This is a genomic window from Agromyces selenitireducens (genome assembly GCF_052748465.2).
This window is the reverse complement of sequence record NZ_CM188259.1, coordinates 1,728,503-1,753,713: the sequence shown is the minus strand read 5'-3', so window position 1 is coordinate 1,753,713 and position 25,211 is coordinate 1,728,503. Positions and strand designations below refer to the sequence as shown.

The 25,211-nt window shown below is 71.9% G+C and carries 29 protein-coding genes; 14 read left to right on the top strand and 15 right to left on the bottom strand.

The genetic code is table 11. The features are described from left to right. Positions 1–3: 3 nt before the first annotated feature. Complete coding sequence (locus ACULK4_RS08215) at positions 4–1,377, bottom strand: MinD/ParA family ATP-binding protein (protein ID WP_445966703.1); 1,374 nt, start codon at positions 1,375–1,377, stop codon at positions 4–6. Between the two features lie 54 nt (positions 1,378–1,431). Then, positions 1,432–4,836 carry a pyruvate carboxylase gene (locus ACULK4_RS08210; protein ID WP_445966704.1) on the bottom strand — a complete coding sequence of 1,135 codons (3,405 nt, stop codon included), beginning with the start codon at positions 4,834–4,836 and terminating at the stop codon, positions 1,432–1,434. Between the two features lie 80 nt (positions 4,837–4,916). Between ACULK4_RS08210 and ACULK4_RS08205 the strand changes: the two genes are divergently transcribed. Beyond that, positions 4,917–5,759, top strand: coding sequence for a ParA family protein (locus ACULK4_RS08205; RefSeq protein WP_445966705.1), 843 nt, complete (start codon positions 4,917–4,919; stop codon positions 5,757–5,759). Between the two features lie 112 nt (positions 5,760–5,871). Here the strand turns inward: ACULK4_RS08205 and ACULK4_RS08200 are convergent, their stop codons facing one another. The 5 genes from ACULK4_RS08200 to ACULK4_RS08180 form a co-directional block, all read right to left on the bottom strand. Then, the gene (locus ACULK4_RS08200) at positions 5,872–6,426 is read right to left on the bottom strand and encodes a MerR family transcriptional regulator (protein ID WP_445966706.1); all 555 of its coding nucleotides are present in this window, start codon (positions 6,424–6,426) and stop codon (positions 5,872–5,874) included. A 107-nt stretch (positions 6,427–6,533) separates the two neighbouring features. After that, the gene (gene ftsR, locus ACULK4_RS08195; RefSeq protein WP_445966707.1) at positions 6,534–7,226 is read right to left on the bottom strand and encodes a transcriptional regulator FtsR; all 693 of its coding nucleotides are present in this window, start codon (positions 7,224–7,226) and stop codon (positions 6,534–6,536) included. Next, positions 7,223–7,723, bottom strand: a complete 501-nt coding sequence (locus tag ACULK4_RS08190) for an FHA domain-containing protein (RefSeq protein WP_445966708.1) — start codon at positions 7,721–7,723, stop codon at positions 7,223–7,225. The genes ftsR and ACULK4_RS08190 overlap by 4 nt, the downstream gene beginning before the upstream one ends. A gap of 17 nt (positions 7,724–7,740) precedes the next feature. After that, positions 7,741–8,355 (bottom strand): CDP-alcohol phosphatidyltransferase family protein, encoded by a 615-nt coding sequence (locus ACULK4_RS08185; protein ID WP_445966709.1) that lies wholly within the window; start codon positions 8,353–8,355, stop codon positions 7,741–7,743. A gap of 9 nt (positions 8,356–8,364) precedes the next feature. After that, positions 8,365–8,832: an NUDIX domain-containing protein gene (locus ACULK4_RS08180; protein ID WP_445966710.1), complete on the bottom strand. Its 468-nt coding sequence runs from the start codon at positions 8,830–8,832 to the stop codon at positions 8,365–8,367. A gap of 140 nt (positions 8,833–8,972) precedes the next feature. Here ACULK4_RS08180 and idi point away from each other — a divergent pair, with 140 nt between their 5' ends. Genes idi through ACULK4_RS08135 form a run of 9 tightly spaced genes read left to right on the top strand, consistent with a single transcriptional unit; the run spans position 8,973 to position 15,412 of the window. After that, positions 8,973–9,515 (top strand): isopentenyl-diphosphate Delta-isomerase, encoded by a 543-nt coding sequence (gene idi / locus ACULK4_RS08175; protein WP_445966711.1) that lies wholly within the window; start codon positions 8,973–8,975, stop codon positions 9,513–9,515. Then, positions 9,508–10,554 carry a polyprenyl synthetase family protein gene (locus tag ACULK4_RS08170; RefSeq protein WP_445966712.1) on the top strand — a complete coding sequence of 349 codons (1,047 nt, stop codon included), beginning with the start codon at positions 9,508–9,510 and terminating at the stop codon, positions 10,552–10,554. The genes idi and ACULK4_RS08170 overlap by 8 nt, the downstream gene beginning before the upstream one ends. Then, positions 10,551–11,438 (top strand): phytoene/squalene synthase family protein, encoded by an 888-nt coding sequence (locus tag ACULK4_RS08165; protein WP_445966713.1) that lies wholly within the window; start codon positions 10,551–10,553, stop codon positions 11,436–11,438. The genes ACULK4_RS08170 and ACULK4_RS08165 overlap by 4 nt, the downstream gene beginning before the upstream one ends. Continuing rightward, positions 11,435–13,048, top strand: a complete 1,614-nt coding sequence (crtI, locus tag ACULK4_RS08160; protein WP_445966714.1) for a phytoene desaturase family protein — start codon at positions 11,435–11,437, stop codon at positions 13,046–13,048. Before ACULK4_RS08165 ends, crtI begins: the two co-directional genes overlap by 4 nt. Next, positions 13,045–13,419: a lycopene cyclase domain-containing protein gene (locus ACULK4_RS08155; protein WP_445966715.1), complete on the top strand. Its 375-nt coding sequence runs from the start codon at positions 13,045–13,047 to the stop codon at positions 13,417–13,419. The genes crtI and ACULK4_RS08155 overlap by 4 nt, the downstream gene beginning before the upstream one ends. Then, positions 13,416–13,802 (top strand): lycopene cyclase domain-containing protein, encoded by a 387-nt coding sequence (locus tag ACULK4_RS08150; protein ID WP_445966716.1) that lies wholly within the window; start codon positions 13,416–13,418, stop codon positions 13,800–13,802. The genes ACULK4_RS08155 and ACULK4_RS08150 overlap by 4 nt, the downstream gene beginning before the upstream one ends. Beyond that, the gene (locus ACULK4_RS08145) at positions 13,799–14,710 is read left to right on the top strand and encodes a prenyltransferase (protein ID WP_445966717.1); all 912 of its coding nucleotides are present in this window, start codon (positions 13,799–13,801) and stop codon (positions 14,708–14,710) included. The genes ACULK4_RS08150 and ACULK4_RS08145 overlap by 4 nt, the downstream gene beginning before the upstream one ends. Before the next feature lie 20 nt (positions 14,711–14,730). Further along, entirely contained in the window at positions 14,731–15,114 is a 384-nt protein-coding gene (locus ACULK4_RS08140; protein ID WP_445966718.1) for an RNA-binding S4 domain-containing protein, read from the top strand. A gap of 4 nt (positions 15,115–15,118) precedes the next feature. Continuing rightward, positions 15,119–15,412 (top strand): GNAT family N-acetyltransferase, encoded by a 294-nt coding sequence (locus tag ACULK4_RS08135; RefSeq protein ID WP_445966719.1) that lies wholly within the window; start codon positions 15,119–15,121, stop codon positions 15,410–15,412. A gap of 57 nt (positions 15,413–15,469) precedes the next feature. Here the strand turns inward: ACULK4_RS08135 and ACULK4_RS08130 are convergent, their stop codons facing one another. Next, positions 15,470–16,312: an aggregation-promoting factor C-terminal-like domain-containing protein gene (locus tag ACULK4_RS08130; RefSeq protein WP_445966720.1), complete on the bottom strand. Its 843-nt coding sequence runs from the start codon at positions 16,310–16,312 to the stop codon at positions 15,470–15,472. 198 nt (positions 16,313–16,510) lie between these two features. On the opposite strand from ACULK4_RS08130, the gene ACULK4_RS08125 reads away from it, so the two are divergent. Together ACULK4_RS08125 and ACULK4_RS08120 are read left to right on the top strand one after the other, a co-directional pair. Beyond that, positions 16,511–16,918 (top strand): YchJ family protein, encoded by a 408-nt coding sequence (locus ACULK4_RS08125; RefSeq protein ID WP_445966721.1) that lies wholly within the window; start codon positions 16,511–16,513, stop codon positions 16,916–16,918. A 196-nt stretch (positions 16,919–17,114) separates the two neighbouring features. Further along, positions 17,115–17,753, top strand: coding sequence for a GTP pyrophosphokinase (locus tag ACULK4_RS08120; RefSeq protein ID WP_445966772.1), 639 nt, complete (start codon positions 17,115–17,117; stop codon positions 17,751–17,753). Positions 17,754–17,761: 8 nt separating this feature from the next. Here ACULK4_RS08120 and ligD read toward each other — a convergent pair whose 3' ends face one another. The 3 genes from ligD to ACULK4_RS08105 are packed head-to-tail and all read right to left on the bottom strand — an operon-like array spanning position 17,762 to position 19,665. Further along, on the bottom strand, positions 17,762–18,802 hold the full coding sequence (gene ligD, locus ACULK4_RS08115) for a non-homologous end-joining DNA ligase (protein ID WP_445966722.1): 1,041 nt from the start codon (positions 18,800–18,802) through the stop codon (positions 17,762–17,764). 32 nt (positions 18,803–18,834) lie between these two features. Then, positions 18,835–19,113: a DUF2277 domain-containing protein gene (locus tag ACULK4_RS08110; RefSeq protein ID WP_445966723.1), complete on the bottom strand. Its 279-nt coding sequence runs from the start codon at positions 19,111–19,113 to the stop codon at positions 18,835–18,837. Between the two features lie 9 nt (positions 19,114–19,122). Beyond that, entirely contained in the window at positions 19,123–19,665 is a 543-nt protein-coding gene (locus ACULK4_RS08105; protein WP_445966724.1) for a nitroreductase family deazaflavin-dependent oxidoreductase, read from the bottom strand. 195 nt (positions 19,666–19,860) lie between these two features. Here ACULK4_RS08105 and ACULK4_RS08100 point away from each other — a divergent pair, with 195 nt between their 5' ends. After that, positions 19,861–20,088 (top strand): hypothetical protein, encoded by a 228-nt coding sequence (locus tag ACULK4_RS08100; protein ID WP_445966725.1) that lies wholly within the window; start codon positions 19,861–19,863, stop codon positions 20,086–20,088. A gap of 52 nt (positions 20,089–20,140) precedes the next feature. Here ACULK4_RS08100 and ACULK4_RS08095 read toward each other — a convergent pair whose 3' ends face one another. The 3 genes from ACULK4_RS08095 to ACULK4_RS08085 form a co-directional block, all read right to left on the bottom strand. After that, positions 20,141–21,211: a YihY/virulence factor BrkB family protein gene (locus ACULK4_RS08095; RefSeq protein WP_445966726.1), complete on the bottom strand. Its 1,071-nt coding sequence runs from the start codon at positions 21,209–21,211 to the stop codon at positions 20,141–20,143. Between the two features lie 76 nt (positions 21,212–21,287). Next, positions 21,288–22,415 carry an AI-2E family transporter gene (locus ACULK4_RS08090; protein ID WP_445966727.1) on the bottom strand — a complete coding sequence of 376 codons (1,128 nt, stop codon included), beginning with the start codon at positions 22,413–22,415 and terminating at the stop codon, positions 21,288–21,290. Between the two features lie 184 nt (positions 22,416–22,599). After that, positions 22,600–23,568: a DMT family transporter gene (locus ACULK4_RS08085; protein WP_445966728.1), complete on the bottom strand. Its 969-nt coding sequence runs from the start codon at positions 23,566–23,568 to the stop codon at positions 22,600–22,602. A gap of 39 nt (positions 23,569–23,607) precedes the next feature. Between ACULK4_RS08085 and ACULK4_RS08080 the strand changes: the two genes are divergently transcribed. Further along, positions 23,608–24,132, top strand: coding sequence for a MarR family winged helix-turn-helix transcriptional regulator (locus tag ACULK4_RS08080; protein ID WP_445966729.1), 525 nt, complete (start codon positions 23,608–23,610; stop codon positions 24,130–24,132). A 21-nt stretch (positions 24,133–24,153) separates the two neighbouring features. On the opposite strand, the gene ACULK4_RS08075 is transcribed toward ACULK4_RS08080, so the two are convergent. Then, positions 24,154–25,074 carry an aggregation-promoting factor C-terminal-like domain-containing protein gene (locus ACULK4_RS08075; protein ID WP_445966730.1) on the bottom strand — a complete coding sequence of 307 codons (921 nt, stop codon included), beginning with the start codon at positions 25,072–25,074 and terminating at the stop codon, positions 24,154–24,156. Between the last annotated feature and the right edge of the window lie 137 nt (positions 25,075–25,211).

Below are 25,211 nucleotides of genomic sequence, written 5' to 3'. Positions count from 1 at the left end.
AGATCAGTGCCCGCGGTCGGCGGGCAGGCCTTCCACCACGAGGGCGGCGAGTTCGCGGGCTGCGTACTGGGTGACCGGACGCAGGTCGCGCCAGTGCACCACTGAGCCCGCCGCGAGCTGCGGATCGTACGGAATCCGCACGATCTCGCGCACGCGCGACTGGAAGTGGGCTTCGATCTCATCGACCTTGACGAGATGCGTGCCCTGGGTGGCGAGGTTGATGGCGACCACCGCGTTGCGGACCAGCTCCCCATAGCCGTTCGCCTCGAGCCACGTGAGCGTCTCGCTCGCGAGCCGCGCCTCGTCGACGCTGCCGCCCGAGACCACCACGATCGAATCCGCCCGCTCGAGTGTCGCCCGCATCACCGAGTGCACGATGCCGGTTCCGCAGTCGGTGAGCACGAGCGAGTAGTACCGCGCCGCGAGGTCGGCGACGACCTCGTAGTCGTCGGCGTCGAACGCCTCCGAGAGGGTCGGGTCCGTATCAGAGGCGAGGATGTCGAGCCTGGTCTCGTCCCGGGAGACGAACTCCGAGAAATCCGTGTACCCGGCGATGGACTTCGCCTTCGCCACGACGTCCCGGACGGTCTCGCGGGTCTGCCGATCGACCCGCTCTGCGAGCGTCCCACGGTCCGGATTCGCGTCGATGGCGATGACCCGGTCATCGCGCGCGTCGGCCAGCGCCATGCCGAGGAGGGTGGTCACGGTGGTCTTGCCCACTCCGCCCTTGCGGGTGAGCACCGGCACGAAGCGCGCGCCGCCCTCGAAGCGGCGTTGGATGCGCTCGTTCATCGCACGGTGCGCCTGGACCTTCGCCGAATCGCCGAGGTTCACCAGGCGGAATGTGGCGTCGTAGAGGAAACGGTTGAATCCGCCCTGCGGCGCCGGCCGGGTCGTGCGGGTCAGGTCGATCAGGCGGTCGGCGGTGAGGGAATCGGCAGCCTCCGGCACCTCGGCGGGCGCGCCCACCCTAGCCGGATCGTCGATGATCGCCACGTGGGCACCCGAGTCGGTCGCGACCCGAGCCCGGCGGGAGCGCGACGCATCCGCCGCGAGCAGCGCTCGGTACGGCGATGCCCCGTCGCGCGTGGACTCCTTTCGGCCACGGCCGCGCGGGAGCGCGGGATCGACCAGCTCGACCGAGGTCGTCGCCCTCGTTGCAGGACCGAGTCCGCCGGGATCGACCGCGACATCGTCGATCGCGACGGCGACCTCGTCGTCGGGCATCTGCGGAGGGGGCGGCGGCGGCAGGTCGACTCGCACGTCGACGGGTTCGGGCGGATCGCCCGCGCCGTCGGAGTCCGCTCCCTGCCGCCGAGCCGCAGAGCGTGAACCCTCACGGCGCTCGGTGTTCTCCGGATCGTCGTGCTCAGCCACCGATTCCCCTCCTCATCAGTGCGGAACGCTCACCAGTGCGGAACGCTGATCAGCCTACAGGGGGCGCACGACGACGAGCAGATCACCCGCCTCGACCTGCTGGGTCTTCGGGATCGCGACCCGTTCGACGACGCCGGCGATCGGCGACGTGATCGCCGCTTCCATCTTCATCGCCTCGATGGACGCCACGGCCTGGCCCGCCGCGACCTCGGCGCCGGACTCGACCTGCAGCGTCACGACACCGGAGAACGGCGCGGCGATGTGCCCGGGCTGGGACTGGTCGGCCTTCTCGGCAGCGCGGGTCTCGACCGTGATGCTCCGGTCGCGCACGAAGACGGGCCGGAGCTGCCCGTTCAGGATCGTCATGACGGTCCGCATGCCCTTGTCGTCGGCCTCGCCGATCGCCTCGAGACCCGCGTACAGGCGAACGCCCTTGGCGATCTCGACGACATGCTCGGCGCCGGGACGCAGCCCGTAGAGGTAGTCGGCGGTGTCGACCACCGAGAGGTCTCCGAACAGCTCGCGGATCTGCTCGAACTGCCGGGTGGGCGCCGGGAAGAGCAGCGAGTTCAGGAGCTCCTGCCGCTCGCGCCCGGGCGCCTCGAGTCCGCGACGCTGGGCGTGCGTGAGCTCGGTCACGCCGATGCGCACGTCGCGGCCGGCCAGCACCTTCGAGCGGAACGGCTCGGGCCAGCCGCCCGGGAGGTCGCCGAGCTCGCCGGCCATGAAGCCGATCACGGAATCGGGCACGTCGTACTTCTCGGGGTTGGCCTCGAAGTCGGCCGGGTCGGCCTTGACGGCGGCGAGGTGCAGCGCCAGGTCGCCCACGACCTTCGACGACGGCGTGACCTTCGGCACCCGTCCGAGGATCTTGTTCGCCGCGGCGTACATGTCCTCGATGAGCTCGAAGTCGTCTGCGAGCCCGAGCGCGATCGCCTGCTGGCGGAGGTTCGACAGCTGGCCGCCCGGGATCTCGTGGCGGTACACGCGGCCCGTGGGGCCGGGCAGTCCCGATTCGAACGGGCGGTACAGGCGGCGCACCGCCTCCCAGTACGGCTCGAGGTCGGAGACGGCGTCGAGTGAGATGCCGGTGTCGCGCTCGGTGTGCGCGAGAGCTGCGACGAGCGACGAGGCCGAGGGCTGGCTCGTGGTGCCCGCCATCGGCGCGCTCGCGACATCCACCGCGTCGACGCCCGCGCGGCTGGCCGCGAGCAGCGTGGCGAGCTGGCCGCCCGCCGTGTCGTGCGTGTGCAGGTGGACGGGCAGGTCGAAGCGCTCGCGCAGTGCGCCGACGAGCTTCGCGGCCGCCGTCGGCCGGAGCAGGCCGGCCATGTCCTTGATGGCGAGGATGTGTGCGCCCGCAGCGACGATGTCGTCGGCGAGGCGCAGGTAGTAGTCGAGCGTGTAGAGGTCCTCGGCCGGGTCGAGCAGGTCGCCGGTGTAGCACACGGCGACCTCCGCCACCGCACTGCCGGTGGCGAGCACCGCGTCGATCGCCGGACGCATCTGCGAGACGTCGTTCAGCGCATCGAAGATGCGGAAGATGTCGACGCCCGTGGATGCCGCCTCCTGGACGAACGCGTCGGTGACCTCGGTGGGGTACGGCGTGTAGCCGACCGTGTTCCTGCCCCGGAGCAGCATCTGGATGTTCAGGTTGGGCAGCGACTCGCGGAGTGTGCCGAGCCGCTCCCACGGGTCCTCGCCGAGGAATCGGAGTGCGACGTCGTAGGTCGCGCCACCCCAGGCCTCGACCGAGAGGAGCTCGGGCGTCATGCGGGCGACGTACGGCGCGACCGCCGCGAGGTCCCTGGTCCGCACGCGCGTCGCGAGCAGCGACTGGTGCGCGTCGCGGAACGTGGTCTCGGTGACCGCGAGCGGCGTCTGCTCGCGCAGGGCGGCGGCGAAGCCGGCCGGGCCCAGCTCGAGCAGCCGCTGGCGCGAACCGCTCGGCGCGGGCTGCGACAGGTCGATCTCCGGCAGCTTGTCGACGGGCGCCACGGTGGTCGGCGCGGATCCGTTGGGCTGGTTCACCGTGACATCCGCGAGCCAGTTGAGGATCTTCGTGCCACGGTCCTTCGAGACCCGACCGCGCATGAGCTGCGGTCGCTCGTCGATGAAGGAGGTGCTCAGGTCGCCCGACACGAACTGCGGGTCGTCGAGGACCGCCTGCAGGAACGGGATGTTCGTCGAGACGCCTCGGATGCGGAACTCCGCGAGGGCGCGCTTGGCGCGGGTCACTGCCTGCTGGTAGTCGCGGCCGCGGCAGATCAGCTTGGCGAGCATCGAGTCGAAGTGCGGGCTGATCTGCGCGCCCGGGTTGACCGTGCCGCCGTCGAGACGGATGCCGGCCCCGCCGGGCGATCGGTAGGTCGTGATCTTGCCTGTGTCCGGCCGGAAGTTCGCCGTCGGGTCCTCCGTCGTGATCCGGCATTGGAGCGCTGCCCCGCGGAGGTGGATGCGGTCCTGGGTGAGGCCGAGGTCGGAGAGGGACTCCCCCGCAGCGATGCGGATCTGGGCGACGACGAGGTCGACGTCGGTGACCTCCTCGGTCACGGTGTGCTCGACCTGGATGCGCGGGTTCATCTCGATGAACACGTGCTGGCCGGCGCGCTCGCCCGCGGTGTCGAGCAGGAACTCCACCGTTCCCGCGTTCACGTAGCCGATCGACTTCGCGAACGCCACCGCGTCGCGGTAGAGCGACTCGCGGACCTCGTCCGTCAGGTTGGGCGCCGGGGCGATCTCCACGACCTTCTGGTGACGGCGCTGCACCGAGCAGTCGCGCTCGAAGAGGTGCACGGTGTCGCCCGCGGCATCCGCCAGCACCTGCACCTCGATGTGACGCGGCCGGAGCACGGCCTGCTCGAGGAACATCGTCGGGTCGCCGAACGCGCTGTCGGCCTCGCGCATGGCCTCTTCGAGGGCGCGGCGCAGGTCCTCCTGCCTGTCTACGCGGCGCATGCCGCGACCGCCGCCGCCGGCGACGGCCTTCGCGAAGATCGGGAAACCGATCTCGTCGGCCTGCGCGAGCAGCGCCTCGACGTCGCGCGAGGGCTCGGTCGACTTCAGCACGGGGACGCCGGCCGCGATCGCCTGCTCCTTCGCGGTGACCTTGTTTCCAGCCATCTCGAGCACGCGCGTGGGCGGGCCGATGAACGTGATGCCCGCATCGGCGGCCGCCTGCGCGAGCTCGGGGTTCTCGGAGAGGAATCCGTAGCCGGGGTAGATCGCGTCCGCCCCGGACTCCCTGGCCACCCGGATGATCTCCGACACGTCGAGGTACGCGCGCACGGGGTGCCCGGGCTCGCCGATCTGGTAGGCCTCGTCCGCCTTGAGGCGGTGCAGCGAGTTGCGGTCCTCATACGGGAAGACGGCGACCGTCTTCGCACCGAGCTCGACGGCGGCGCGGAACGCCCGGATGGCGATCTCACCGCGATTGGCGACCAGGATCTTCGAGAACATGCAGGCCTTTCCGGGTGGGGGGTTATCCGCACAGCGAACATTTAGGTATCGCGTTGCGAGTAACGGTAACGTATTCGCTCGTGCACGTTCTTTCGGTCAGTTCCCTGAAGGGCGGCGTCGGAAAGACGACCGTCACCCTCGGACTGGCGTCGGCCGCCTTCGCGCGCGGCGTGCGCACACTGGTCGTGGACCTCGACCCGCAGTCCGACGTCTCGACCGGCATGGACATCCAGGTCGCCGGTCACTTGAACGTCGCCGACGTGCTGGCCTCGCCCAAGGAGAAGATCGTCCGCTCGGCGATCGCCCCCAGCGGTTGGGCGCGCTCGAACCCGCAGTCGACCATCGACGTCATGATCGGCAGCCCGTCCGCGATCAACTACGACGGTCCGCACCCGTCGATCCGCGACATCTGGAAGCTCGAGGAGGCGCTCGCGAACGTCGAGGCCGACTACGAGCTCGTCCTGATCGACTGCGCACCGTCGCTGAACGCCCTGACCCGCACGGCGTGGGCGGCGAGCGACCGCGTGGCCGTCGTCACCGAGCCCGGCCTGTTCTCGGTCGCCGCGGCCGACCGCGCCCTGCGCGCGATCGAGGAGATCCGCCGAGGCCTCTCCCCTCGCCTGCAGCCACTCGGCATCATCGTGAATCGCGCGCGCGTGCAGTCGCTCGAGCACCAGTTCCGCATCAAGGAACTGCGCGACATGTTCGGACCGCTCGTGCTCTCGCCCCAGCTGCCCGAGCGAACGTCGCTGCAGCAGGCGCAGGGTGCCGCGAAGCCGCTGCACATGTGGCCCGGCGAGAGCGCCGAGGAGATGTCCCACCACTTCGACCAGCTGCTCGAGCGCGTGCTCCGTACGGCCCGCATCGCCGAATTCGGCGGAGCCCCCCAGCAGCGCCTCGAGATCGACTCCTCCTCGCGCTGACGACGGATGCCGCGGTCGGGGCGCTCACCGCGGAGCCGGACGTGCACACCCCTGACGGGTCGACCGACGCCCCGCGACCCGACCGCCGCGGAGGTCGCCGGATGACGCCGCGCTATGAGATCTTGCGCGCCGAGCGGCTGCGGCGGGCGGCGAGCTCATCGACCGGGTCGGTCGCCTGGGTGTCGAGCTCGATCAAGGTGGACTCGACCTCGCGGAGGACCTTGCCGACCGCGATCCCGAAGACGCCCTGCCCACGGTTGACGAGGTCGATGACCTCGTCGTCGGACGTGCAGAGGTAGACGCTCGCACCGTCGCTCATCAGCGTGGTCTGGGCGAGATCGTCGACGCCCGACTCGCGCAGCTGGGTCACCGCGACGCGGATCTGCTGGAGCGAGATGCCCGTGTCGAGCAGCCGCTTGACGAGCTTGAGCACCAGGATGTCGCGGAACCCGTAGAGCCGCTGCGAACCGGAGCCGGCGGCACCCCGGACGGTCGGCTCGACGAGCTGCGTGCGCGCCCAGTAGTCGAGTTGGCGGTAGCTGATGCCGGCGGCGCGCGCGGCGACCGCACCGCGGTAGCCGGTGCCGTCGTCGTGCTCCGGCAGGCCGTCGGTGAAGAGCAGACCGAGGTCGTACCGTGCGCGTTCGCTCCGATCGAGCTCGGTCATCCCATCGCCCCTCACTGTCGTCGGCGCCTCAGCGGCGCGGATTCCACGCTACCCACGGTGGGCACCGGAGTCGAGGACATCGGGCCGAACGTCACGGCGTGTCGTCGTCAGTCGGACGAACGGCCGAGCGACTGGCGCAGGACGCTCGCGTGCACGGCGGCGAGGTGCCCGGCGAGCTCGCCGGCGCGCTCGTCGTTGCGCGCCCGGCCAGCGGCATCGCGACGTCGTTCCGGTGCGATCGCCCGCTCGATGAGCGCGGCCTCCCGCTCGGCGGCCCCGCGCATCCCGCGGAGGTGACGGGGCTCGATGCCGACCGCCCGGAGGGCGGCGAGCGCTCGCAGCACCTCGAGCGAGTCGTCGCCGTACAGGTCGGCGGGCCGGATGAGCGAGGCGGCGATCGCATCGTCGAGCAGCTTCGCCGTGGCATCCGCTGCGTTCAGGAGCTCGCTGCGCGTGTAGCGGTTCGCGGTGGCACGCACGGTCGCGCCGCTGGTCGCGCCCGGGAGGGCGGGCGTCTCGCCGCGGTCGACCGCCTCGAGGTGGGCACGGATCACCTTGAGCGGGAGGTAGTGGTCGCGCTGCATGGAGAGCACGACGCCGAGCCGCTCGACGTCGGCGGGCGAGAACTTGCGGTACCCCGCCGCAGTCCGTGCGGGCGTGACGAGCCCCTGTTCTTCGAGGAAGCGCAGCTTCGAGGGGGTCAGCTCCGGGAACTCGGGTTGGAGCTTCGCGAGGACCTGACCGATGCCGAAGCGCGGCGGGGCGTGGACCTGACGCCGCGTCGCGGCGCCCTCGGTCACCCCGCGCCCGCCGGCGCGAGGTCGCGTCGCGACGCGTAGAAGGTGAGCCGGTACTTGCCGATCTGGACTTCGGCCCCGTCGCTCAGCAATGCGGTCTCGATGCGCACGCCGTCGAAGTAGGTGCCGTTGAGCGAGTTGAGGTCGCGCACCTCGAACGCGGTGCGATGCCGGACGAACTCGGCATGCTTGCGCGAGACGGTCACGTCGTCGAGGAAGATGTCGGCGTCGGGGTGCCGGCCGACGGTCGTGACGTCGGTGTCGAGCAGGAAGCGCGCGCCGGCGTTCGGACCGCGACGCACGATCAGCAGCGCGGAGCCGGACGGCAGGGCGTTGATCGCCTCCTGCTCGGCCGCGCTGATGTCGGCGTCGAGCGCGCTCAGCTGGGCAGCGGCCTCGCGGCTGAACCCCATCGTCGTGTCGTTCGCGCCGTTGAACTCATGCGCCGAAGTCGCGGTCGAGGGCTCGCGCTCCTCACCGTTCGCACCGGCCTGGGTCATGTCGGAATCCGCCACCGCTAACCTCCCTGCTCAAGCGTATCGGATGCGGCGGGGCCGGACGCACGCGGAATCCTGACCACGCGCGCCGTCTCGATCGCGTAGATGACGCCCGCCCACCAGTAGAGGAACGCCCCCCACAGGGTCACCGCCCAGCCGAGCGGTTCGCTGACCGGCTGCGCCGCCGGGAACGCGAGGCCCAGCATGATCACCGGCACCCCGAAGAAGAGCGCGAAGGTGGCCGCCTTGCCCAGCTGATGGACGGGGAGCGGTCCGTACCCGTGGTTGGCGAGTACGACGCCGAGGACGAGGAGCATGACGTCGCGGGCGACGATCACGACGACGATCCACCACGGCACCAGCCCGTTCGCGGCGAGGCCGACGAGCGCGGCGAAGATGTACAGGCGGTCGGCCGCGGGATCGAGCAGTTGCCCGAGCCGTGTGACCTGGTCGAATCGCCGGGCCAGGTAGCCGTCGAGCAGGTCGGACAGGCTCGCGACGACGAGGACGATGAGCGCGGCCACGTACGCGCCCCGGACCACGAGGACGAGGAAGACGGGAACGAGGAGCAACCGCAGCATGGAGAGGACGTTCGGTATCGTCCAGACCTGCGCCCCCACGCTCTGTCCCGCCACGATCCGATCCTAGCGATCCCCGGCGGCTCGTACCCGTGCGCGCAACGCCGGCCACGCCTCGGCGAATCGCGGATGCAGCGGGAGGGCCTCGACGGCGTCGATCGGGGTCCACCGCAGCGCGATGCTCTCGGGGTCCGTCATGCGCGGCTCGAACCGGCGCACGGCGTCGGCCACGACGGTCGTGTACGACCAGTACCCGAGGTCGAGCACGCTCTCGAATCGTTCGACGACGAGCTCGGCCGGCAGCCCCGTCTCCTCGCCTGCCTCCCGCACCGCCGCCTCGTAGGCGGACTCGCCGAGATGCCGCGCGCCGCCCGGGATCCCCCAGGTCCCGCCGAAGTGGCTCCACGCGGCGCGGTGCTGGAGCAGCACTGCACCGTGGGGATCGAGCAGCAGCAGGCCGGCCGCGCCGTACCGCCCCCAGTAGCGGGATCCGTCGGGCCCATGCACCCAGCCGTCGCCGCTCTCCCCCGTCATCACTCCAGCATGCCGGACTCAGGCCGTCAGGGCGCACCGGTCCAACTTTCGGTTGTTCCGAGGTCGCGGGCCCGCTGCTAGCTTCGGGTTCACGATCCGCACGGGTCCGCGCACGACGCCGTACCGACGAGGAGGCCAGCATGGCGCACACGACCGAGGCCGTCGAAGACGAAGTGGTGCTCCTCGACGAGTCCGGCACGCCGATCGGGCGTGCCCCCAAGAGCGCGGTCCACGGGCCGGACACGGCGCTGCACCTCGCGTTCTCGTGCCACGTGCTGAACCCGATCGGCGAGGTGCTGATCACGCGCCGCGCGATCGGGAAGCAGACGTGGCCCGGCGTGTGGACGAACTCCTTCTGCGGTCACCCGAAGCCGGCCGAGCCGCTGCTGCACGCCGTCCACCGGCGCGCGGACTTCGAGCTCGGGCTCGAGGTCGGCACCGTCGAACTCGCCCTCCCGCTCTTCCGCTACCGTGCCACGGACGCGAGCGGGATCGTGGAGAACGAGGTGTGCCCCGTGTACGTGGCCACGACGACCGGCGAACCCGATCCGAATCCCCGCGAGGTGGCCGAGTACCGCTGGGTCGACCCGAGGTCGCTCGCGACCGCGGTCGAGGCCGCCCCCTGGGCGTTCAGCCCGTGGCTGGTGCTGCAGGCCCGTGAACTGGAGCTGTTCCGTGCCTGACCTGCTCGACTCGGCGATCGACGACGAGCTCCGCTCCTTCTTCTCGGAGGCGCGGGTACGCGCGGGCGCGTTCGGCGCCCACTACGCGGCACTGTGGGAGTCCATCGAGCAGCAGAGCACCGGCGGCAAGCGGGTGCGGCCGCGACTCGTGTGGTCGGCGTATCGGGGATTCGGCGGCGCCGATCGCGCGATGGCGACTCGCGTCGCGCTCGCGTTCGAGCTGCTGCACACGGCATTCCTCATCCACGACGACCTCATCGACCGCGACACCGTCCGCCGTGGCGCTCCGAACGTCGCCGGCCGGTTCCGGCAGCGCGCGATCGCACACGGGGCCGACGAGCGTGCGAGCGCCGTGTGGGCCGAGACCGCCGCGGTCCTGGGGGGCGACCTCGCGCTGAGCCGGGCACACCGCGAGATCGCGATGCTCCCGGTGGCGCGCGAGTGCCGCGAGTCGCTGCTCGACATCCTCGATCGAGCGGTGTTCGTCTCCGCGGCGGGCGAGCTCGCCGACGTGATCGGCTCGCTGCGAGGTGCCACGCCCGCGATCGAGGCGGTGCTGGCGACGCTCGAGCAGAAGACCGCGGTCTACTCGTTCGAGGCGCCGCTCGCCGCGGGGGCCGTGCTCGCCGGGGCAGGCGACGACGCGGTGGCCGCGCTGTGCCGGTTCGGCCGGCTCGTCGGCGTCGCATTCCAGATCACCGACGACGTGCTGGGCGTGTTCGGCGACCCCACGGTGACGGGCAAGTCCGCCTCAGCCGACCTGCGCGAGGGCAAGCGCACGGCACTCATCGCGCACGCGGCGACGACCGCCGCCTGGCCGCGGATCGTCGAGCGGCTCGGCGATCCTGCCCTCGACGAGGACGACGCGGCGGTGCTCCGCGAGACCCTGCGCGAGTGCGGTGCGCTCGAGGCGGCGACCGTCCTGGCCGAGGAGCACGTGACGCTCGCCCGCCACGAACTCGACGCGGCCGACCTGCCCCCCGAACTCCGCTCCGAACTGGGCGAGTTCGCGCAGCGGGCGATGGAGCGCGTGCGATGAGCCGGCGCTCCGCCATGACCCTCCTCGAGCGGTACGCGGATGCCGCGGCGGCGAGCTCGGCGACCGTGATCGCCCGCTACTCGACCTCGTTCGGCGCCGCGGCGAGGCTGCTCGACGCCGAGACCCGTCGCCGCATCCGCTCGGTGTACGCGCTCGTGCGGGTCGCCGACGAGGTGGTCGACGGCGCCGCGGCCGAGGCCGGTCTGACCGAGCGGGAGCTGCACGAGGTCCTCGACGGGCTCGAGGCGGACACCGAGCGGGCGATGGAACGCGGCTACTCGGCGAACCTGGTCGTGCATGCGTTCGCGAACGTCGCCCGCGAGACGGGGTTCGGCAGCGAGCTCACGCGGCCGTTCTTCGCCTCGATGCGACGCGACCTCGACCCGGCCCCGTTCGCGCCCGAAGAGATCGGGCCGTACATCCACGGTTCCGCGGAGGTCGTCGGGCTCATGTGCCTGGCCGCCTTCCTCGTCGACGAGCCGGTCGACGACGAGCGTCGCGCGCGACTCGAGCGGGGCGCGATCCACCTCGGCGCGGCGTTCCAGAAGATCAACTTCCTGCGCGACCTCGCGGTCGATTGGCGCACGCTCGGCCGGAACTACTTCCCCGGCGTCGACCCCGACGCGTTCACCGAGGACGACAAGGACGCGATCCTCGACGACATCGACCGCGACCTCGACATCGCCCGGCGCACGCTCCCCGAGCTGCCGCGCCGCGCGCGTTCGGCGGTGGCCGCGGCGCACGGGCTGTTCGCGAGCCTCACGGCGCGCTGCCGGGCGACGCCCGCATCCGAGATCATGGCGACGCGGATCCGCGTGCCCGACGGCGAGAAGCTCGCCATCGCGGTGCGCTCCGCACTGGGCACTGGAGGGAATCGACGATGATCGGCGCATCCGAGCGGATCGTGGTGATCGGCGGCGGGATCGCCGGCTTGGCGACATCCGCGCTGCTGGCCCGCGACGGGCACCGCGTGACGCTGCTGGAGGCCCGCGACGAGCTGGGCGGCCGCGCCGGCCGCTGGGAGCGACACGGATTCCGGTTCGATACCGGTCCCTCGTGGTACCTCATGCCCGAGGTGTTCGACCACTTCTTCCGGCTCTTCGGCACGAGCGCCGCGGAGCAGCTGGACCTCGTCCGCCTCGACCCGGGGTACCGCGTCTATGCGGAGGGGTTCGGAGAGCCGGTCGACATCCGTCCGACGCGTACGGAGAACGTCGCCCTGTTCGAGTCCATCGAGCCGGGCGCCGGGCAGGCCCTCGAGCGATACCTCGACTCGGCGGAGTCGACCTACGACATCGCCCGGCGCCGATTCCTGTACACGAACTTCGACGACCCGCGCGAGCTGCTCACCGGCGAGGTGCTGCGACGGTCCGGCCGCCTGGCCAAGCTGCTCGCGACCCCGCTCGACCGCTTCGCAGCGCAGTCGGTGCGCGACCGCCGGCTGCAGCAGGTCCTCGGCTATCCGGCCGTGTTCCTCGGTTCCTCGCCGGATGCCACGCCCGCGATGTACCACCTCATGAGCCACATGGACCTCCAGCAGGGCGTCTTCTACCCCCAGGGCGGCTTCGCCGAGCTGATCGACCGGATCGCGGCCGTGGCGCAGGACGCGGGCGTCGACATCGTGACGGGCGCGCGCGTCGAGTCGATCGAGTTGTCCGGGGACGCGAAGCCCGCGGTCGCGGGTGCTCGGTTCCGTGATGCGTCGGGTCGCAGCGTCGTCGCGCCCGCCCACAGGGTCGTCTCCGCGGCCGACCTGCACCACACCGAGACCGAACTGCTCCCCAGGCAGGCCCAGACCTATCCGGAGTCGTGGTGGCGCCGGCGCACGTCCGGCCCCGGTGCGGTGCTCGCGCTGCTCGGCATCCGCGGCGAGGTGCCCGGCCTGACGCACCACACCCTCTTCTTCACCGACGACTGGAAGCGCAACTTCGGCGCGATCTTCGGCTCGGACCCGCACGTGCCCGACCCGGCGTCCTTCTACGTGTGCATGCCGAGCGCGACCGACCCGACGGTGGCGCCGGAGGGCGACACGAACCTCTTCATCCTGATCCCGGTGCCCGCCGACGTGGCGATCGGCAACGGCGGACTCGACGGTGCCGGCGACCGTCTCGTCGAGGAGACGGCCGACCGGGCCATCGCCCGCATCGCCGAGGCGTCGGGCCTGGACGACCTCGCGGAACGCATCGTGGTGCGCCGCACGATCGGGCCGGCCGACTTCGCCGAGGACCTGAATTCGTGGCAGGGCGGGGCGCTCGGCCCCGCGCACACGCTTCGGCAGAGCGCATTCCTGCGCGGCACCAACCAGTCGCGGCGCGTCGACGGCCTCTACTACGCCGGCGGTTCCTCGGTGCCGGGTATCGGCCTGCCGATGTGCCTGATCAGCGCCGAGAACGTGCTGAAGCGCGTGCGCGGCGACAGGTCGGCGGGGCCGATCGCCGAGCCCACGGCATCCGACGCCCTCGAGGCGGCCGGGCCGGGCGCATCACTCGCATGACGGGGTTCGCATACCTGGCGGGACTCGTCGTCGTCATCGGGTGCATGGCGCTCATCGACTCGCGCTGGCGGCTCGTGTTCTGGCGCGCCCCGGTCGCCTCGGCGGTCACGATCGGCGTGGGACTGGCGTTCTTCCTGCTCTGGGATGCCGCGGGGATCGTGCTCGGCGTGTTCTTCCGCGGCGAGTCGCAGATCGTGACGGGCGTCGAACTTGCGCCCGAGCTGCCGCTCGAGGAGCCGGTGTTCCTGCTCTTCCTCTGCTACCTGACGCTCGTGCTCGTGTTCGGCGTCGAGCGGATGCTGCGGGCGCGCGAGGCTCGGGCGGCGGCATCCGCCATCGAGGCCGGCTCGGAGCCGGGAGGGCGATCATGACGTACGCGCTCATGAGCCTGCCGTTCCTCGCGGTCGCGGTGCTGGCGGCCTGGGCATGGCTGCCGCGCGGCCGCCGGGCCGCCCGGCACCGGTGGATCGCGACCGGCGTCGCCGCATCCGCCCTCTTCGCGCTCACGGCGGTCTTCGACTCCCTCATCATCGGCACGGGCATCGTCGCGTACGATGACGGACAGCGGTCGGGCGTGACGATCGGGCTCGCGCCGATCGAGGACTTCCTGTATCCGCTGGCGGGTGTCCTGCTCCTGCCGGCGGTCTGGCAGGTCGCGGTGCGGCGGTGGCCCGGTCGTGCGACGGCGGCAGCCGCGTCGGGCCCGACGCGCGACGACACGCACGACACGGATGACACGGAGGAGCGCCGATGACCGGCTTCGAGCCGCCGCGCACCCGGAACGGCGCGCGCCACGCGATCCGCCAGGTGATCCTGTCGTCCCGGCCGATCAGCTGGATCAACACCGCGTTCCCCTTCGCGGCGGCGTACGTGCTGACGACGGGCGACGTGGACGCGCTGTTCGTCGTGGGCACGCTGTTCTTCCTGATCCCGTACAACCTGCTGATGTACGGCGTGAACGACGTGTACGACTACGAGTCCGACCTCCGGAACCCGCGCAAGGGCGGCGCGGAGGGCGCCCTGCTCGACCCGGGGCTGCACCGGGCGGTGGTGTGGGCGGGGGTCGTGACGGCGGCACCGCTGCTCGTGGCCATGCTCTGGCTCGCGGGCACGTCGCATCCGTGGTCGTGGGCCGTGCTCGCGGTGAGCCTGTTCGCGGTCTTCGCGTACTCGGTGCCGGGGCTGCGGTTCAAGGAGCGGCCGCTGCTCGACTCGATGACGTCGAGCACGCATTTCGTGAGCCCGGCGGTGTACGGCCTGGCGGCGGCGGGGGCGGAGTTCACGTGGCCGCTCGTCGCGCTCCTCACGGCGTTCTTCCTGTGGGGCATGGCGAGCCATGCGTTCGGTGCGGTCCAGGACGTGGTCCCCGACCGCGACGGCGGCATCGCCTCGATCGCGACCGCCTTCGGTGCGGCGGCGACCGTTCGCCTCGCGCTCGCACTCTGGACGGCGGCGGGCCTGCTGATGCTCGCGACCGAGTGGCCCGGTCCGCTCGCGGCGCTGCTCGTGGCGCCCTACCTGTGGGCGGCGTGGCCCTACCGGTCGGTGACGGATGCCGCGTCCGGCGAGTCGAACCGCGGGTGGCGCCACTTCATCCTGATCAACTACCTCGTGGGGTTCGCGGTGACGCTGCTGCTGATCTGGTGGGCGATGGCCCGGTGACCCGTACGTAGGCTGGAACGATGGCGGACCTCGAGTCGGCGCGCGTGGACGCGTGGTTGTGGGCGGTGCGCGTTTGCAAGACGCGCTCGGCGGCGACGGCCGCCTGCCGCGCCGGGCACGTGCGCGTGAACGGCGAGCGGGCGAAGGCGGCGCTCGCCGTGCGACCGGGCGACGAGGTGAGGGTCCGCCTCCACGGCTTCGACCGGATCCTGATCGTGCGGCGCCTCCTGGTGAAGCGCGTCTCGCCGGCGGTCGCCGCGACGGCGGCCGAGGATCGGACCCCGCCGCCTCCACCGCGCGAGGCGGTGCCGACCGTCGCGTTGCGCGATCGCGGCGCCGGCCGCCCCACCAAGCGGGAACGCCGCGAGCTCGACCGCCTGCGGGGCCGAGACGGCGTAGCCTGAGACCGTGACGAAGGACTTCGCCCACGAACCCGGCCTCCGACGCTACGTCGTGCGCGTCGACGGCGTGATCGCGAGCGTGCTCGACTACCGCGAGCTCGGCGACGCCGTCGCGTTCGTCCGCACGTTCACGAACCCGCCCTACCGCGGCGCCGGGCTCGCTGCCGAGCTCACGCGCTTCGCCGTCGACGACGTCGAGCAGCGGACCGCGCAGCGGATCGTGCCGAGTTGCTGGTACGTCGAGCAGTGGTTCGATCGGCATCCGGAGCGCCGGCACCTGCTGGACCCGCGCACGGCATGACGCGGCCGCGCGGGATCACTCCCGCGCGGCCGGTCGACGTACTCGGCGCGTGCCGGATCAGTACCAGTTGACGGCCTGCGAATGCCCCCACGCCGCGCACGGCGTGCCGTAGCTCGCGGAGATGTACTGGAGGCCCCACTTGATCTGGGTCGCGGCGTTCGTGCGCCAGTCCGCGCCGGCGGTGGCGAGCTTGTCGGCGGGCCACGCCTGGACGATGCCGTACGCGCCGCTGGTGGGGTTCACGGCCTGGTAGTTCCAGCCCGACTCCTTGGTCCAGAGCGAGTCGAGGCACTGGAACTGGTCGGCGCCCCAGCCGTACTGCGATGCCATGATCTCGCGAGCGGACTGCTTGGCGCCCTCGGGCGTGTTGGCGCGCGCCTGCGCCTCGGCGGCGGCGACGCGCTCGGCCTCGGCGCGGTCGTGGGCTTCGGCAGCCTGCATCGCCTCGGCGATCCGCGCCTTCGTCTCGGCGGTGAGTTCACGCACCTCGTCGAGCGGAAGCGCTTCGTAGTCGCCGAGCGAGGCGACGGAGGCCGCGAGGCCGTCGGCGTCGACCTTGCCCTCCACGTCGGCGAGCGTGTCGCTCGCGAGCTCGAGCGTGTCCTCGGCCTGCGCGTGGGTCTTCGCCTCGGCGATGCCGGCGTACGCGCCGAGCTGGAGGGTGTCGCGCGCGGCGGCGTCGGTGATCGCGGCGGTCGCTTGGACGCGCTCGTTGGCGGCCAGCGCGGACTGCATGGTGACGCCGGTGCCGGCGACGAGGCCGGCCGTGAGGACGGCGCCTCCGGCGATGAGGCGACGGCGGCCGAGGCGGCGGCGGCGGGATGCGCGCCGCGTCGCGGCGGGCGTGGCGAAGGGGGTCGTGGGCGTGCGGGTCTCGGTCTGCTGGGTGTCGTTGCGCATAGGTTCTCGGGGGCGCTCGGATCGTGGAGTCGGGGGCCCTCCGAGCGTGGGCATGGAATCGCCCGGGCCGTCGCGGGCCCGGGCGCACAAGTCCCCCACCCTTCCGTACGAAACTGGACGAATCCTCGGTTCCGGCTGGGCATCCCATCACCGTGCCCGGCGGATGCCGCTCTCTCGCATGTACGGCACACTGGTCGGGTGCCCCACGACGCCCGATTCGCCGCCCCCGAGGATCACGCCCGCTGTCCCTGCGGCACCGGGCAGGACTTCGGCGAGTGCTGCGGACCGTTCCTGGCCGGACGGGCGGCAGCGCCGACCGCGGTGCAGCTCATGCGGTCGCGGTACACCGCATTCACGGCGGGCGACGTCGCGTACCTGCTCGCGACGTGGCATCCGTCGACCCGGCCCCGCACCCTGGAGCTCGACGCCGCGATCGCCTGGCGCTCGCTCGAGGTCGTGCGTGCCGACCGCGGCGGGCCGCTCGACCGCGACGGCGTCGTGGAGTTCGTCGCGCGGTACGCGGTCGACGGCGAACGCGGAGCGCAGCGCGAGACGAGCCGGTTCGTCCGCGACGACCGCTGGCGGTACGTCGACGCCGCCGACTGAGCGCGTCGATCGACGCCGCCCATCCGCGGCGTCCGCATGGCCGGCGCAGAGGGAACCCAGAGGTTCGACCCGTAGCGTGACGCGCGTGACCCCGCTCGACGGAACCGCACCCGCCCGGCACACGCCCCCCGCCTCGATGCTCACCGCCCGCGCGCAGCGCACGCTCGACGCGCTCGACGGCCGGACCCTCGACGAGATGCGCGCCCTCCGCGACGAGACCGAGCGGTTCATGCTGCGGTACAAGTTCGGCATGGACGAGGTGATCACGAAGCTGTCGATCCTGCGCGAGGAGTTCAACCAGGCGCACGCGTACAACCCGATCGAACACATCTCGAGCCGGCTGAAGTCGCTCGACAGCGTGGTGGCGAAGATGCGGCGCAAGGGCGTCGAGCCGACGTTCGACGCGATCCGGGAGACGATCACCGACATCGCGGGCGTGCGGGTGACCTGCAGCTTCGTCTCCGATGCCCACCGGCTCGCCGAGCTCCTCACGGCGCAGGCCGACGTGCGAGTCATCCAGGTCAAGGACTACATCGCCCGGCCCAAGGAGAACGGCTACCAGAGCCTGCACCTGATCGTCGAGGTGCCGGTGTTCCTGTCGACGGGCGAGCACCCGGTCGCGGTCGAGGTCCAGATCCGCACGATCGCGATGGACTTCTGGGCGAGCCTCGAGCACAAGATCTACTACAAGTACGACCGGCGGGTGCCGGACGAGCTGCTCGAGCAGCTGACGGATGCCGCGCGAACGGCCGCCGAGCTCGACGCTCGGATGGAGCGACTGCACCGCACGGTGCATGGGGTGCCGCACGCGGATTCGGCGCCCCGGGAGGTGTGAGCTCCGGATCAGTCGGCGGTCCGGTCGTCGGCCGGTTTCTTCGCCCGGCTGGGCTGCACGCGCGTGGGCTCGCCGGGCATCTTCGGGAAGTCGGGCGGGAACGGCAGCTCGCTCAGGCCGTCGTCGAGGTCGCGCTGCCACCACTCGAGCAGCGTGTCGATGCGCCCGGGGTGGTCGTGCATGTCGGCCCAGGGGTCGCCGTGTTCCGCGAGCCGTGCCGGGACGCTCCGAACGGTATGCTCGGCCGGATCGGCCTGCTCGAGCTCGCTCCACTCGAGCGGGCACGACACGGCCGCGTTCGGGAGCGCGCGGGGACTGTACGCACCGGCCATGGTTCGGTCGCGGTTGGCCTGGTTGTAGTCGAGGAAGATGCGTTCGCCGCGCTCCTCCTTCCACCACGCGGTCGTCACCTGCCGCGGCATCCGTCGTTCGAGCTCACGCGACAGCGCGATGACCGCGTGTCGCACGTCGAGGAACTCGTGCTCCGGCTCGATCGGGGCGAACACGTGGATGCCTCGGTTGCCGGAGGTCTTCACGTAGCCCGTGAGCCCGACCTCGGCGAGCAGGTCGCGGAGGGCGAGCGCGGCGGGGACCGCCTCGGCGAAGCCCGTGCCCGGCTGCGGGTCGAGGTCGACGCGCAACTGGTCGGGATTGTCGGGGTTCGCGGCGCGTGACGCCCACGGGTGGAACACGACGGTGTTCATCTGCGCGGCCCACGCTGCCCCGGCCGGTTCGTCGATGACGAGCTGCGGATGCCGCCTGCCGCTCGGGTACGTCACCGACACGTCGCGCATCCATGCGGGCACGCCGCGGGGCGGGTTCTTCGAGAAGAACGACTCACCCTCGACACCCTCCGGATACCGCTCGAGCGACACCGGCCGGCCGCCGTTCGCGGCCACGAACGCGGGGCCGACGGCGACGAGGTACTCGGCGAGCTCGAGCTTCGTGATGCCCGACTCGGGCCACAGCACCCGGGTCGGACTCGAGATCCGCACGGCGCGCTCGCCGTCGGGTCCGTCGATGTGCAGGGTAACCGCGTCGCCGGCCATGGCTCGACGCTATCGTGCGCCGCCGACGTCGGTCACGCGCTCATCGATGCGTAGCGCTTCGCCGCGCGCGCCCTCGCCTTCTCGGCCTCGATCTCGCGGTCCTTCGGCGGCGCGTTGGTGACGAGGTGGTCGAGCAGGTGCTGCGTGGCGTGCGCGATCGCCTCGACGGCCTCGTCGAACGCGGCACGGTTCGCCTGCGACGGGTGCGTCGACCCGCTCACCTTGCGCACGTACTGGAGCGCGGCGGCACGGACCTCGTCGCTCGTGGCGGCGGGCTCGAAGTTGTGGAGGGTGTGGATGTTCCTGCACATGCGGGGAGCCTAACCCCAGCCACCGCCGACGTCGAGACGTTGCGCGTCCCCCTGGTGGCGCGGGTGGGCGGACACGGGCTGCAGCAGGAACAACCGCACCACGCGACCGGATTCGCGCTCGTACGCACGGTACCCGGGCCACTGCGCCTCGATGCGCGCCCATGCGATGTCGCGCTCTTCCTCCGGAACGAGCGCGGCCAGGACCGGCATGGTCCGACCGCGCACCGTGATCTCGGCGCGCGGGTCGGCGAGCAGGTTGTACGTCCACGACGGATGGCGCGCGCGGGCGAAGCTCGTGCCGGCGACGATCGCGCGCCCGTGCCCGTCCGGCGTGTACATCAGCGGTGTCGAGCGGCGTTCGCCCGTACGGGCACCCACCGAATGCAGCACGAGCGAGGGCACGAGCAGCGACGCGAGTTGCACCCGCCCGCCGGTGACCGCGCCGATCGCGGCTTCGATGCTCGGGAGCACCCGCGGCGCCAGCGCACGGAACGGACGGGTCCGCGTCAGCGGCGCGACCACGGAGCGGACGAGTCCCAGGACGGACGGCACGCATCCAGTCTGGAGCCGCTCGGTCGCCGCCGCCAGCGGGCCGGGACGCCCACGGTCCGCGCGAAGGAGCCGGTGACCTTGTACTCGGGTCGCAGCGAAGCGTCAATCCCGTGGACGGGGCGACGCGTGGTGCCTAGCGTGAGCCTCGACCGCCGCGCGCCGCGCGGATCAACGGTCGCGACGAACGGAGTGAGCATGGTCGACGAGATCCGGTCCGATGATCCGATCGAGGGTGAGTACACCGACTCCGAGGTGCCCGCCGACGCGGCGGTGCCGAAGGACTCGCGCGCCACGGCGAACGACGGCGACTGGGACGGCGAGGACGACGTCGTCGTCGAGGAGGCCGACGCGGTCATCGTCGAGGACGAGGGCGAGTACACCGACACCGACTTCGACGGCGACGGCGTGCCCGAGCGGAGCTGACGAACGTCACGACCTGCCTCGACGCCGGCCCGCGCGCCGGGGTCGACGCACGTCACGGGGTGCGTCGCGCGGCGTGCGCGCCGGGGTCGTGCACGCCGGGCAGCGCGTCGCGGGCCGCGGCCACCTCGGCCGCGGCATCCGCTGCCCGTCGTTCGGCGCGCTTCAGCCGCCGCAGCGGCGCCGACGTGGCGCCGAACCTCGCAGCGACACGGTCGGTCTCGTCGTCGACGCCGGTGACGATGTAGGAGCTCGCGATGAGCACGACCTGGCTGGAGAGGTTCAGCCAGATGAGCAGGGCGATGAGCGACCCGAACGAGGCCAGCAGCGGGTTCGTCGACGCGCCGCCCACGAACAGGCCCGAGAGGACCTGCAGCACGGTGAGCCCGGCGCCCCCGATGAGCGCCCCCGTCCAGAGCGTACGGGCGCTCGGCCGCAGGCCGGACAGCACGCGGAACAGCCCGGCGATCACGACCGTGTCGATGGCGAACGTGACGAGGATCGACAGCGTCCGCGAACTCGTGTCGAGCACCGCGTCGCCGACGGGAAGTCCCAACCATGCCAGCGCCGTGCCGAGGGCGCCCGTGCCGAGCACCGTGATCGCCGCGGCGACCACGAGGAGCAGTCCGAACGCGATCGCGATGACGAGGTTGCGGAGCATCGTCCACAGGAAGAACCGGCCGGGGTCGGGCAGACCGGTGAGCTCGCGCAGCGCCACGTCGAGCGACGAGATCGCGCCGATCGCCGCGCCGATCAGGGCGACGAGTGCCAACGCGCCGGTGATGCTCAGCGTGAGCGGCTGCACGACGTCATCGGGATCGATGACCCCGCCCTCGCCGACCAGGCCCGGGATCACGGTGCCGACCATCTCGACGAGCGCATCGATCGCGTCGGGGTTGCCCGCGAGCCAGATGCCGGCGATGGCGAAGCCGAGGTAGACGCCCGCGAACACCGAGAAGAGCGTGCGGTACGTCACCGAGTCGGCCAGCGCCGGCCCGTGCTCCTCCTGGTAGCGCAGGAACGCCCTGACGGGCTTCGTGCTCATCGCCCATTCGACGAGGCGCGTCACTCGCGCACGGATGCCGCCGGCGGCGGGCTCGGCTGCCTGCTCGGTGTGCTCGCTCATCCCGTCAGGCTACGACGCGCCCGGCCGGAGCGCGGCGCCGACCGCACCGCCTTCTCGTGAGTGCGCGGTCGACCGATCACTTCCGGCGCCGCTCGGCGCGTGCCTCCCGGTCCGCGCGGCCCTGCGCCGCCACCTCGGCCCCCATCTCGGCCGCCAGCGCCTTCATGTCGTGCACGTCTCCGGTGGCCGGCCGCCACCAGCGGATCGAGGGGTCCGCGTCGATGAGGAGGGTGCGGGCGAGCAGCGTGAGCGGTACGGCGAGGATGGCGCCGATCGCCCCGATGACCAGCGACCAGAACAGGACCGAAACGAACGTGATCGTCTCGCTCAAGCGGACGGCGCCGCCGACCACCTTGGGCTGGATGATCGACTGGACGACGGCGTTGACCAGGCCGTAGAGCACGATCACGGCGATCACCGTCGGCCACCCACCGGAGAGGAACCCGAACACGAGCGGCGGGATGATGGCGATGAAGTACCCGATGTTCGGGATGAAGCTGCAGATGAACGACAGCAGGCCCCAGAGCGCCGCCCCGGGCACCTGGAGGATGAGCAGGGCGAGCCAGTTGATCACGCCCTGTGCGGCGCCGAGGGCCGCGGTCACGAGCATGTAGCGCCGCACGTTGACGGTGAATCCCACGAGCGCGCCGACGAGTGCGGGCCGGCGCGACCGGAGCTCGCGCAGGACGGCGGGGCCGTAGCTCGCGTCCATGGCCATGAGGATGAGCAGCGTCAGGATGATCACGAGGGAGAACACGATCCCGGTGATGCCCCCCAGGAACCCCGTCACGATCTCGATCGCCCGAGACGGTTCCAGCCCGCCGACGATCGTCTCGGCCTGGGCGGCGCCGATGCCGATCGCCTCGAGACCGCCGGCGAGGTTCGCGAGCCCCGCCTCGATCTCGTCGGCGTACTCGGGCAGGAGCGTCGCGAACTGGACGAGCGCGATGTAGAGCGCGGCGAAGAACCCGGCGAGGAGCGCGAACACGGCGATGATCGCGCTGCCGGTCGCGAGTCCGCGCGGGACGCCGCGCCGTTCGAGCATCCGCCGCAGCGGGTGCACGCAGATGGTGAGGACGAGCGCGAGGAACGCGGGTGCGACGACCGAACGCGCCGCGGCGATGCCGAACACCGCGACCGTGGCCGCCGCGAGGCCCAGGAGGAGGACGGTCGCGCGCGGGAGCGCCGCGGTCGGCGCGGTCATCGCAGCGCCCGGTGCGCGACCTCCGGCGTCGGCGCGTCGCGCGGGAGGCCTCCGCCGTCGATGCCACCAGCCGTGGACCATGCGTCCCCCGATCGTCGCCGCTGGAGTGCTCGGCGACGCCGACCTCCTGTCGCGGACGCTAGCACCGCGCACCGTGGCCCTACGGGACTTCGGTCCCCGGCGCTCAGCGCGTCGCGACCGCGGCCGCCGCGCTGCGCACCGCGCCGCTCGCCGCCGGCAGGGCACCCGTGGGCGAGTGCGGCGGCCCCGCCGCGCGGTGGCGCGGGCGGATCCGCGCCACGATGCGCGCCGCCGCCGGCTGTCCGAGCAGGATGCCCGTGAGCACGAGCCCGAGTCCGGCGAGCTGCCATGCGCCCAGCACCTCCCCGGCGAGCATGGTGCCGAGCAGGACCCCGGTGACCGGGTTCAGCAGCCCGATGAGGCCGACCGTGCCCGCGGGAAGGTGCGAGAGTCCGCTGAACCAGGCGACGAAGGCCGCGGCGGTGGCGACGAGGCTCACGTAGGCGAATCCGGCGATCTCGACGGCGCCGAGGGCGGGCGGGGCGCCTTCGACGAGCAGCGCTGCGGGTGCGAGCATGAGCCCGCCCGCGATGAGCTGCCACGCGGTCACGGCGAGCACCTCGGTGCCGTCGCGCCAGCGCCGGGCGAGCACGTAGCCGAGCGACGAGAGCAGCATGGCCGCGACGGATGCCGCGACGCCGAGCGGGTCGACGGCCGTGGCATCCGTGGCGAGCAGCAGGACGACGCCGGCGAGTCCGACCGCCGCGCCGATGAGCGGCACCGCCCGAAGGCGCTCCCCCGCGAGCAGCCATGCGAGGAGCATCATGACGACGGGCGACGTGGCCATGACGGTCGACGCGAGGCTCGTGGGCAGCAACTGCGCGACGAGATAGATGAGCGCGAAGAAGACGCCCACGTTGAGGGTGCCGAGCACGAGCGACCGCCACCACCACGCACCCCGCGGCATCCGCGGCCTGATGGCCAGCAGCACGAGGCCGGCGGGCAGCGCCCGCAGCGCGGCGCCCCAGAGCGGCGCGTCGGCAGGCAGGAACTCCCGCGTGACGAAGTAGGTGCTGCCCCACGCGATCGGGGCGATCGCGGTCACGAGCCCCCAGCGCCAGATAGTTTCCATGGAAGACAGTATAGCTTCCTTGGAAGATAGAATGCGATCATGACCTCCCCAACGGATGCCGCAGGCGATCATGTCGCCCGGATCATGGCCGAATGGCGCCGCGAGCGGCCTGATCTCGACGTCTCCCCGCAGGGCGTGATCGGCCGGCTCCACCGGCTCGCCAATGCCCTCGGCGAAGAGCTCGTGGCGGTCTACTCCCGCTTCGGGCTCGCCGAGGGCGAGTTCGACGTGCTGGCGACCCTCCGCCGCGTCGGCGAGCCGTACGAGCGCACGCCAGGCGACCTCGCGGCGTCCACCATGGTCACGAGCGGCGCGATGACCAAGCGCATCGACCGGCTCGAGCAGCGCGGCCTCGTCACGCGACGCGTGAGCGACGCCGACGGACGCGGACGGGTCATCGCGCTCACGCCGGCCGGGCGCGAGCTCATCGACGAGTGCATGACGGCGCACATGGCGAACGAGCACCGCCTGCTCGCCGCGATCGACGCGGACGAACGGGCCGTGCTCGAAACGGTGCTCACCCGGTGGCTGACGGCGTTCGAGACGCCGCGCACCACCGGGTGAGCCCGGGGGGAGGATCCTGGATCAGTACCAGCCGACCGACACGGAGTGCGACCACGCGCCGCAGGGGGTGCCGTAGCGACCGGAGATGTAGCCGAGGCCCCACTTGATCTGGGTCGCGGCGTTGGTCTGCCAGTCGGCGCCGGCGGTCGCCATCTTGTCCCCGGGGAGCGCCTGCGGGATGCCGTACGCCCCGCTCGAGGGGTTGGTCGCATAGACGTTCCAGCCCGACTCCTTGTTCCAGAGGTCGACGAGGCAGCCGAACTGGTCGTCGCCCCAGCCGTACATCGAGGACATCAGGTCGCGGGCGATCGCCTGCGCGCCGCTCGGGTTGGCGGGGCCCGACGGGTACGACGGGCTGCTCGGCTGCGAAGCCGACGACTCGGCCTCTGCCGCGGCCTTCTCGGCAGCGGCCTTCTCGGCAGCGGCCTTCTCGGCTGCAGCCTTCTCGGCGGCGGCCTTGTCGAACGCCGCGATCTCGGCCTTCACCTGCTCCGCGTGCGTCGTGGCCACGTCGGCGAGCTCGAACACGCGCTCGGGAGCGAGGTAGGTGTAGTGCTCCAGGGTGGCGACCGTCGAGGCGAGCTCGGCGGCATCGGCCTTGCCCTCGGCTGCGGCGAGCGTGTCGCCGGCGACGGTGAGCGTGTCCTCGGCCTGCTTCACGGCCTGCGCCTCGAGGATGCCGCCGTGCGCGTCGAGCTGCTCGATGCCACGGTTATGGGCATCGGCGAGTGCCGCGGTCTGGGCGATGCGGGCGTGCTCGTCGGCGACGGCCGACTGGAGCGCGAAGCCGGAGCCGACCAGGGCGCCGACCGCGACGATGGCGCCGGAGGCGAACAGGGCCTTCCGGTTGCGTCGCACGCGGCGGACGCGCGAGCGGTTCGCGTCGAGGTCGTGCGGCGTGGTGGGCTGGGGGGCGTTGGGGGATGTCGTCTGGTTGCGCATAGATTTCACATGTCGGCCACGCGTGCTGTCGTCACGGGCCGAGGATCCTGTCGTCGTCTCGGTGCAAGAAAAGGGGGGTCGCCGGGGCGAAGTCGCCAGTCTGCACACTCTTCCTCCACGAGTCGTGCCGGTTTCCT

Coding starts and splice junctions, on each gene's coding strand:
- ACULK4_RS08110 (WP_445966723.1), bottom strand. CDS start 19,113: ATGTGCAGGAACATCCACACCCTCCACAACTTCGAGCCCGCCGCCACG.
- ACULK4_RS08075 (WP_445966730.1), bottom strand. CDS start 25,074: ATGCGCAACCAGACGACATCCCCCAACGCCCCCCAGCCCACCACGCCG.
- ligD (WP_445966722.1), bottom strand. CDS start 18,802: ATGGCCGGCGACGCGGTTACCCTGCACATCGACGGACCCGACGGCGAG.
- ACULK4_RS08095 (WP_445966726.1), bottom strand. CDS start 21,211: ATGAGCGAGCACACCGAGCAGGCAGCCGAGCCCGCCGCCGGCGGCATC.
- ACULK4_RS08090 (WP_445966727.1), bottom strand. CDS start 22,415: ATGACCGCGCCGACCGCGGCGCTCCCGCGCGCGACCGTCCTCCTCCTG.
- ACULK4_RS08130 (WP_445966720.1), bottom strand. CDS start 16,312: ATGCGCAACGACACCCAGCAGACCGAGACCCGCACGCCCACGACCCCC.
- crtI (WP_445966714.1), top strand. CDS start 11,435: ATGATCGGCGCATCCGAGCGGATCGTGGTGATCGGCGGCGGGATCGCC.
- ACULK4_RS08145 (WP_445966717.1), top strand. CDS start 13,799: ATGACCGGCTTCGAGCCGCCGCGCACCCGGAACGGCGCGCGCCACGCG.
- ACULK4_RS08085 (WP_445966728.1), bottom strand. CDS start 23,568: ATGGAAACTATCTGGCGCTGGGGGCTCGTGACCGCGATCGCCCCGATC.
- ACULK4_RS08190 (WP_445966708.1), bottom strand. CDS start 7,723: ATGACCCAGGCCGGTGCGAACGGTGAGGAGCGCGAGCCCTCGACCGCG.
- ACULK4_RS08120 (WP_445966772.1), top strand. CDS start 17,115: ATGCGCGCCCTCCGCGACGAGACCGAGCGGTTCATGCTGCGGTACAAG.
- ACULK4_RS08180 (WP_445966710.1), bottom strand. CDS start 8,832: ATGACGGGGGAGAGCGGCGACGGCTGGGTGCATGGGCCCGACGGATCC.
- idi (WP_445966711.1), top strand. CDS start 8,973: ATGGCGCACACGACCGAGGCCGTCGAAGACGAAGTGGTGCTCCTCGAC.
- ACULK4_RS08140 (WP_445966718.1), top strand. CDS start 14,731: ATGGCGGACCTCGAGTCGGCGCGCGTGGACGCGTGGTTGTGGGCGGTG.
- ACULK4_RS08210 (WP_445966704.1), bottom strand. CDS start 4,836: ATGTTCTCGAAGATCCTGGTCGCCAATCGCGGTGAGATCGCCATCCGG.
- ACULK4_RS08165 (WP_445966713.1), top strand. CDS start 10,551: ATGAGCCGGCGCTCCGCCATGACCCTCCTCGAGCGGTACGCGGATGCC.
- ACULK4_RS08155 (WP_445966715.1), top strand. CDS start 13,045: ATGACGGGGTTCGCATACCTGGCGGGACTCGTCGTCGTCATCGGGTGC.
- ACULK4_RS08100 (WP_445966725.1), top strand. CDS start 19,861: ATGGTCGACGAGATCCGGTCCGATGATCCGATCGAGGGTGAGTACACC.
- ACULK4_RS08200 (WP_445966706.1), bottom strand. CDS start 6,426: ATGACCGAGCTCGATCGGAGCGAACGCGCACGGTACGACCTCGGTCTG.
- ACULK4_RS08080 (WP_445966729.1), top strand. CDS start 23,608: ATGACCTCCCCAACGGATGCCGCAGGCGATCATGTCGCCCGGATCATG.
- ACULK4_RS08150 (WP_445966716.1), top strand. CDS start 13,416: ATGACGTACGCGCTCATGAGCCTGCCGTTCCTCGCGGTCGCGGTGCTG.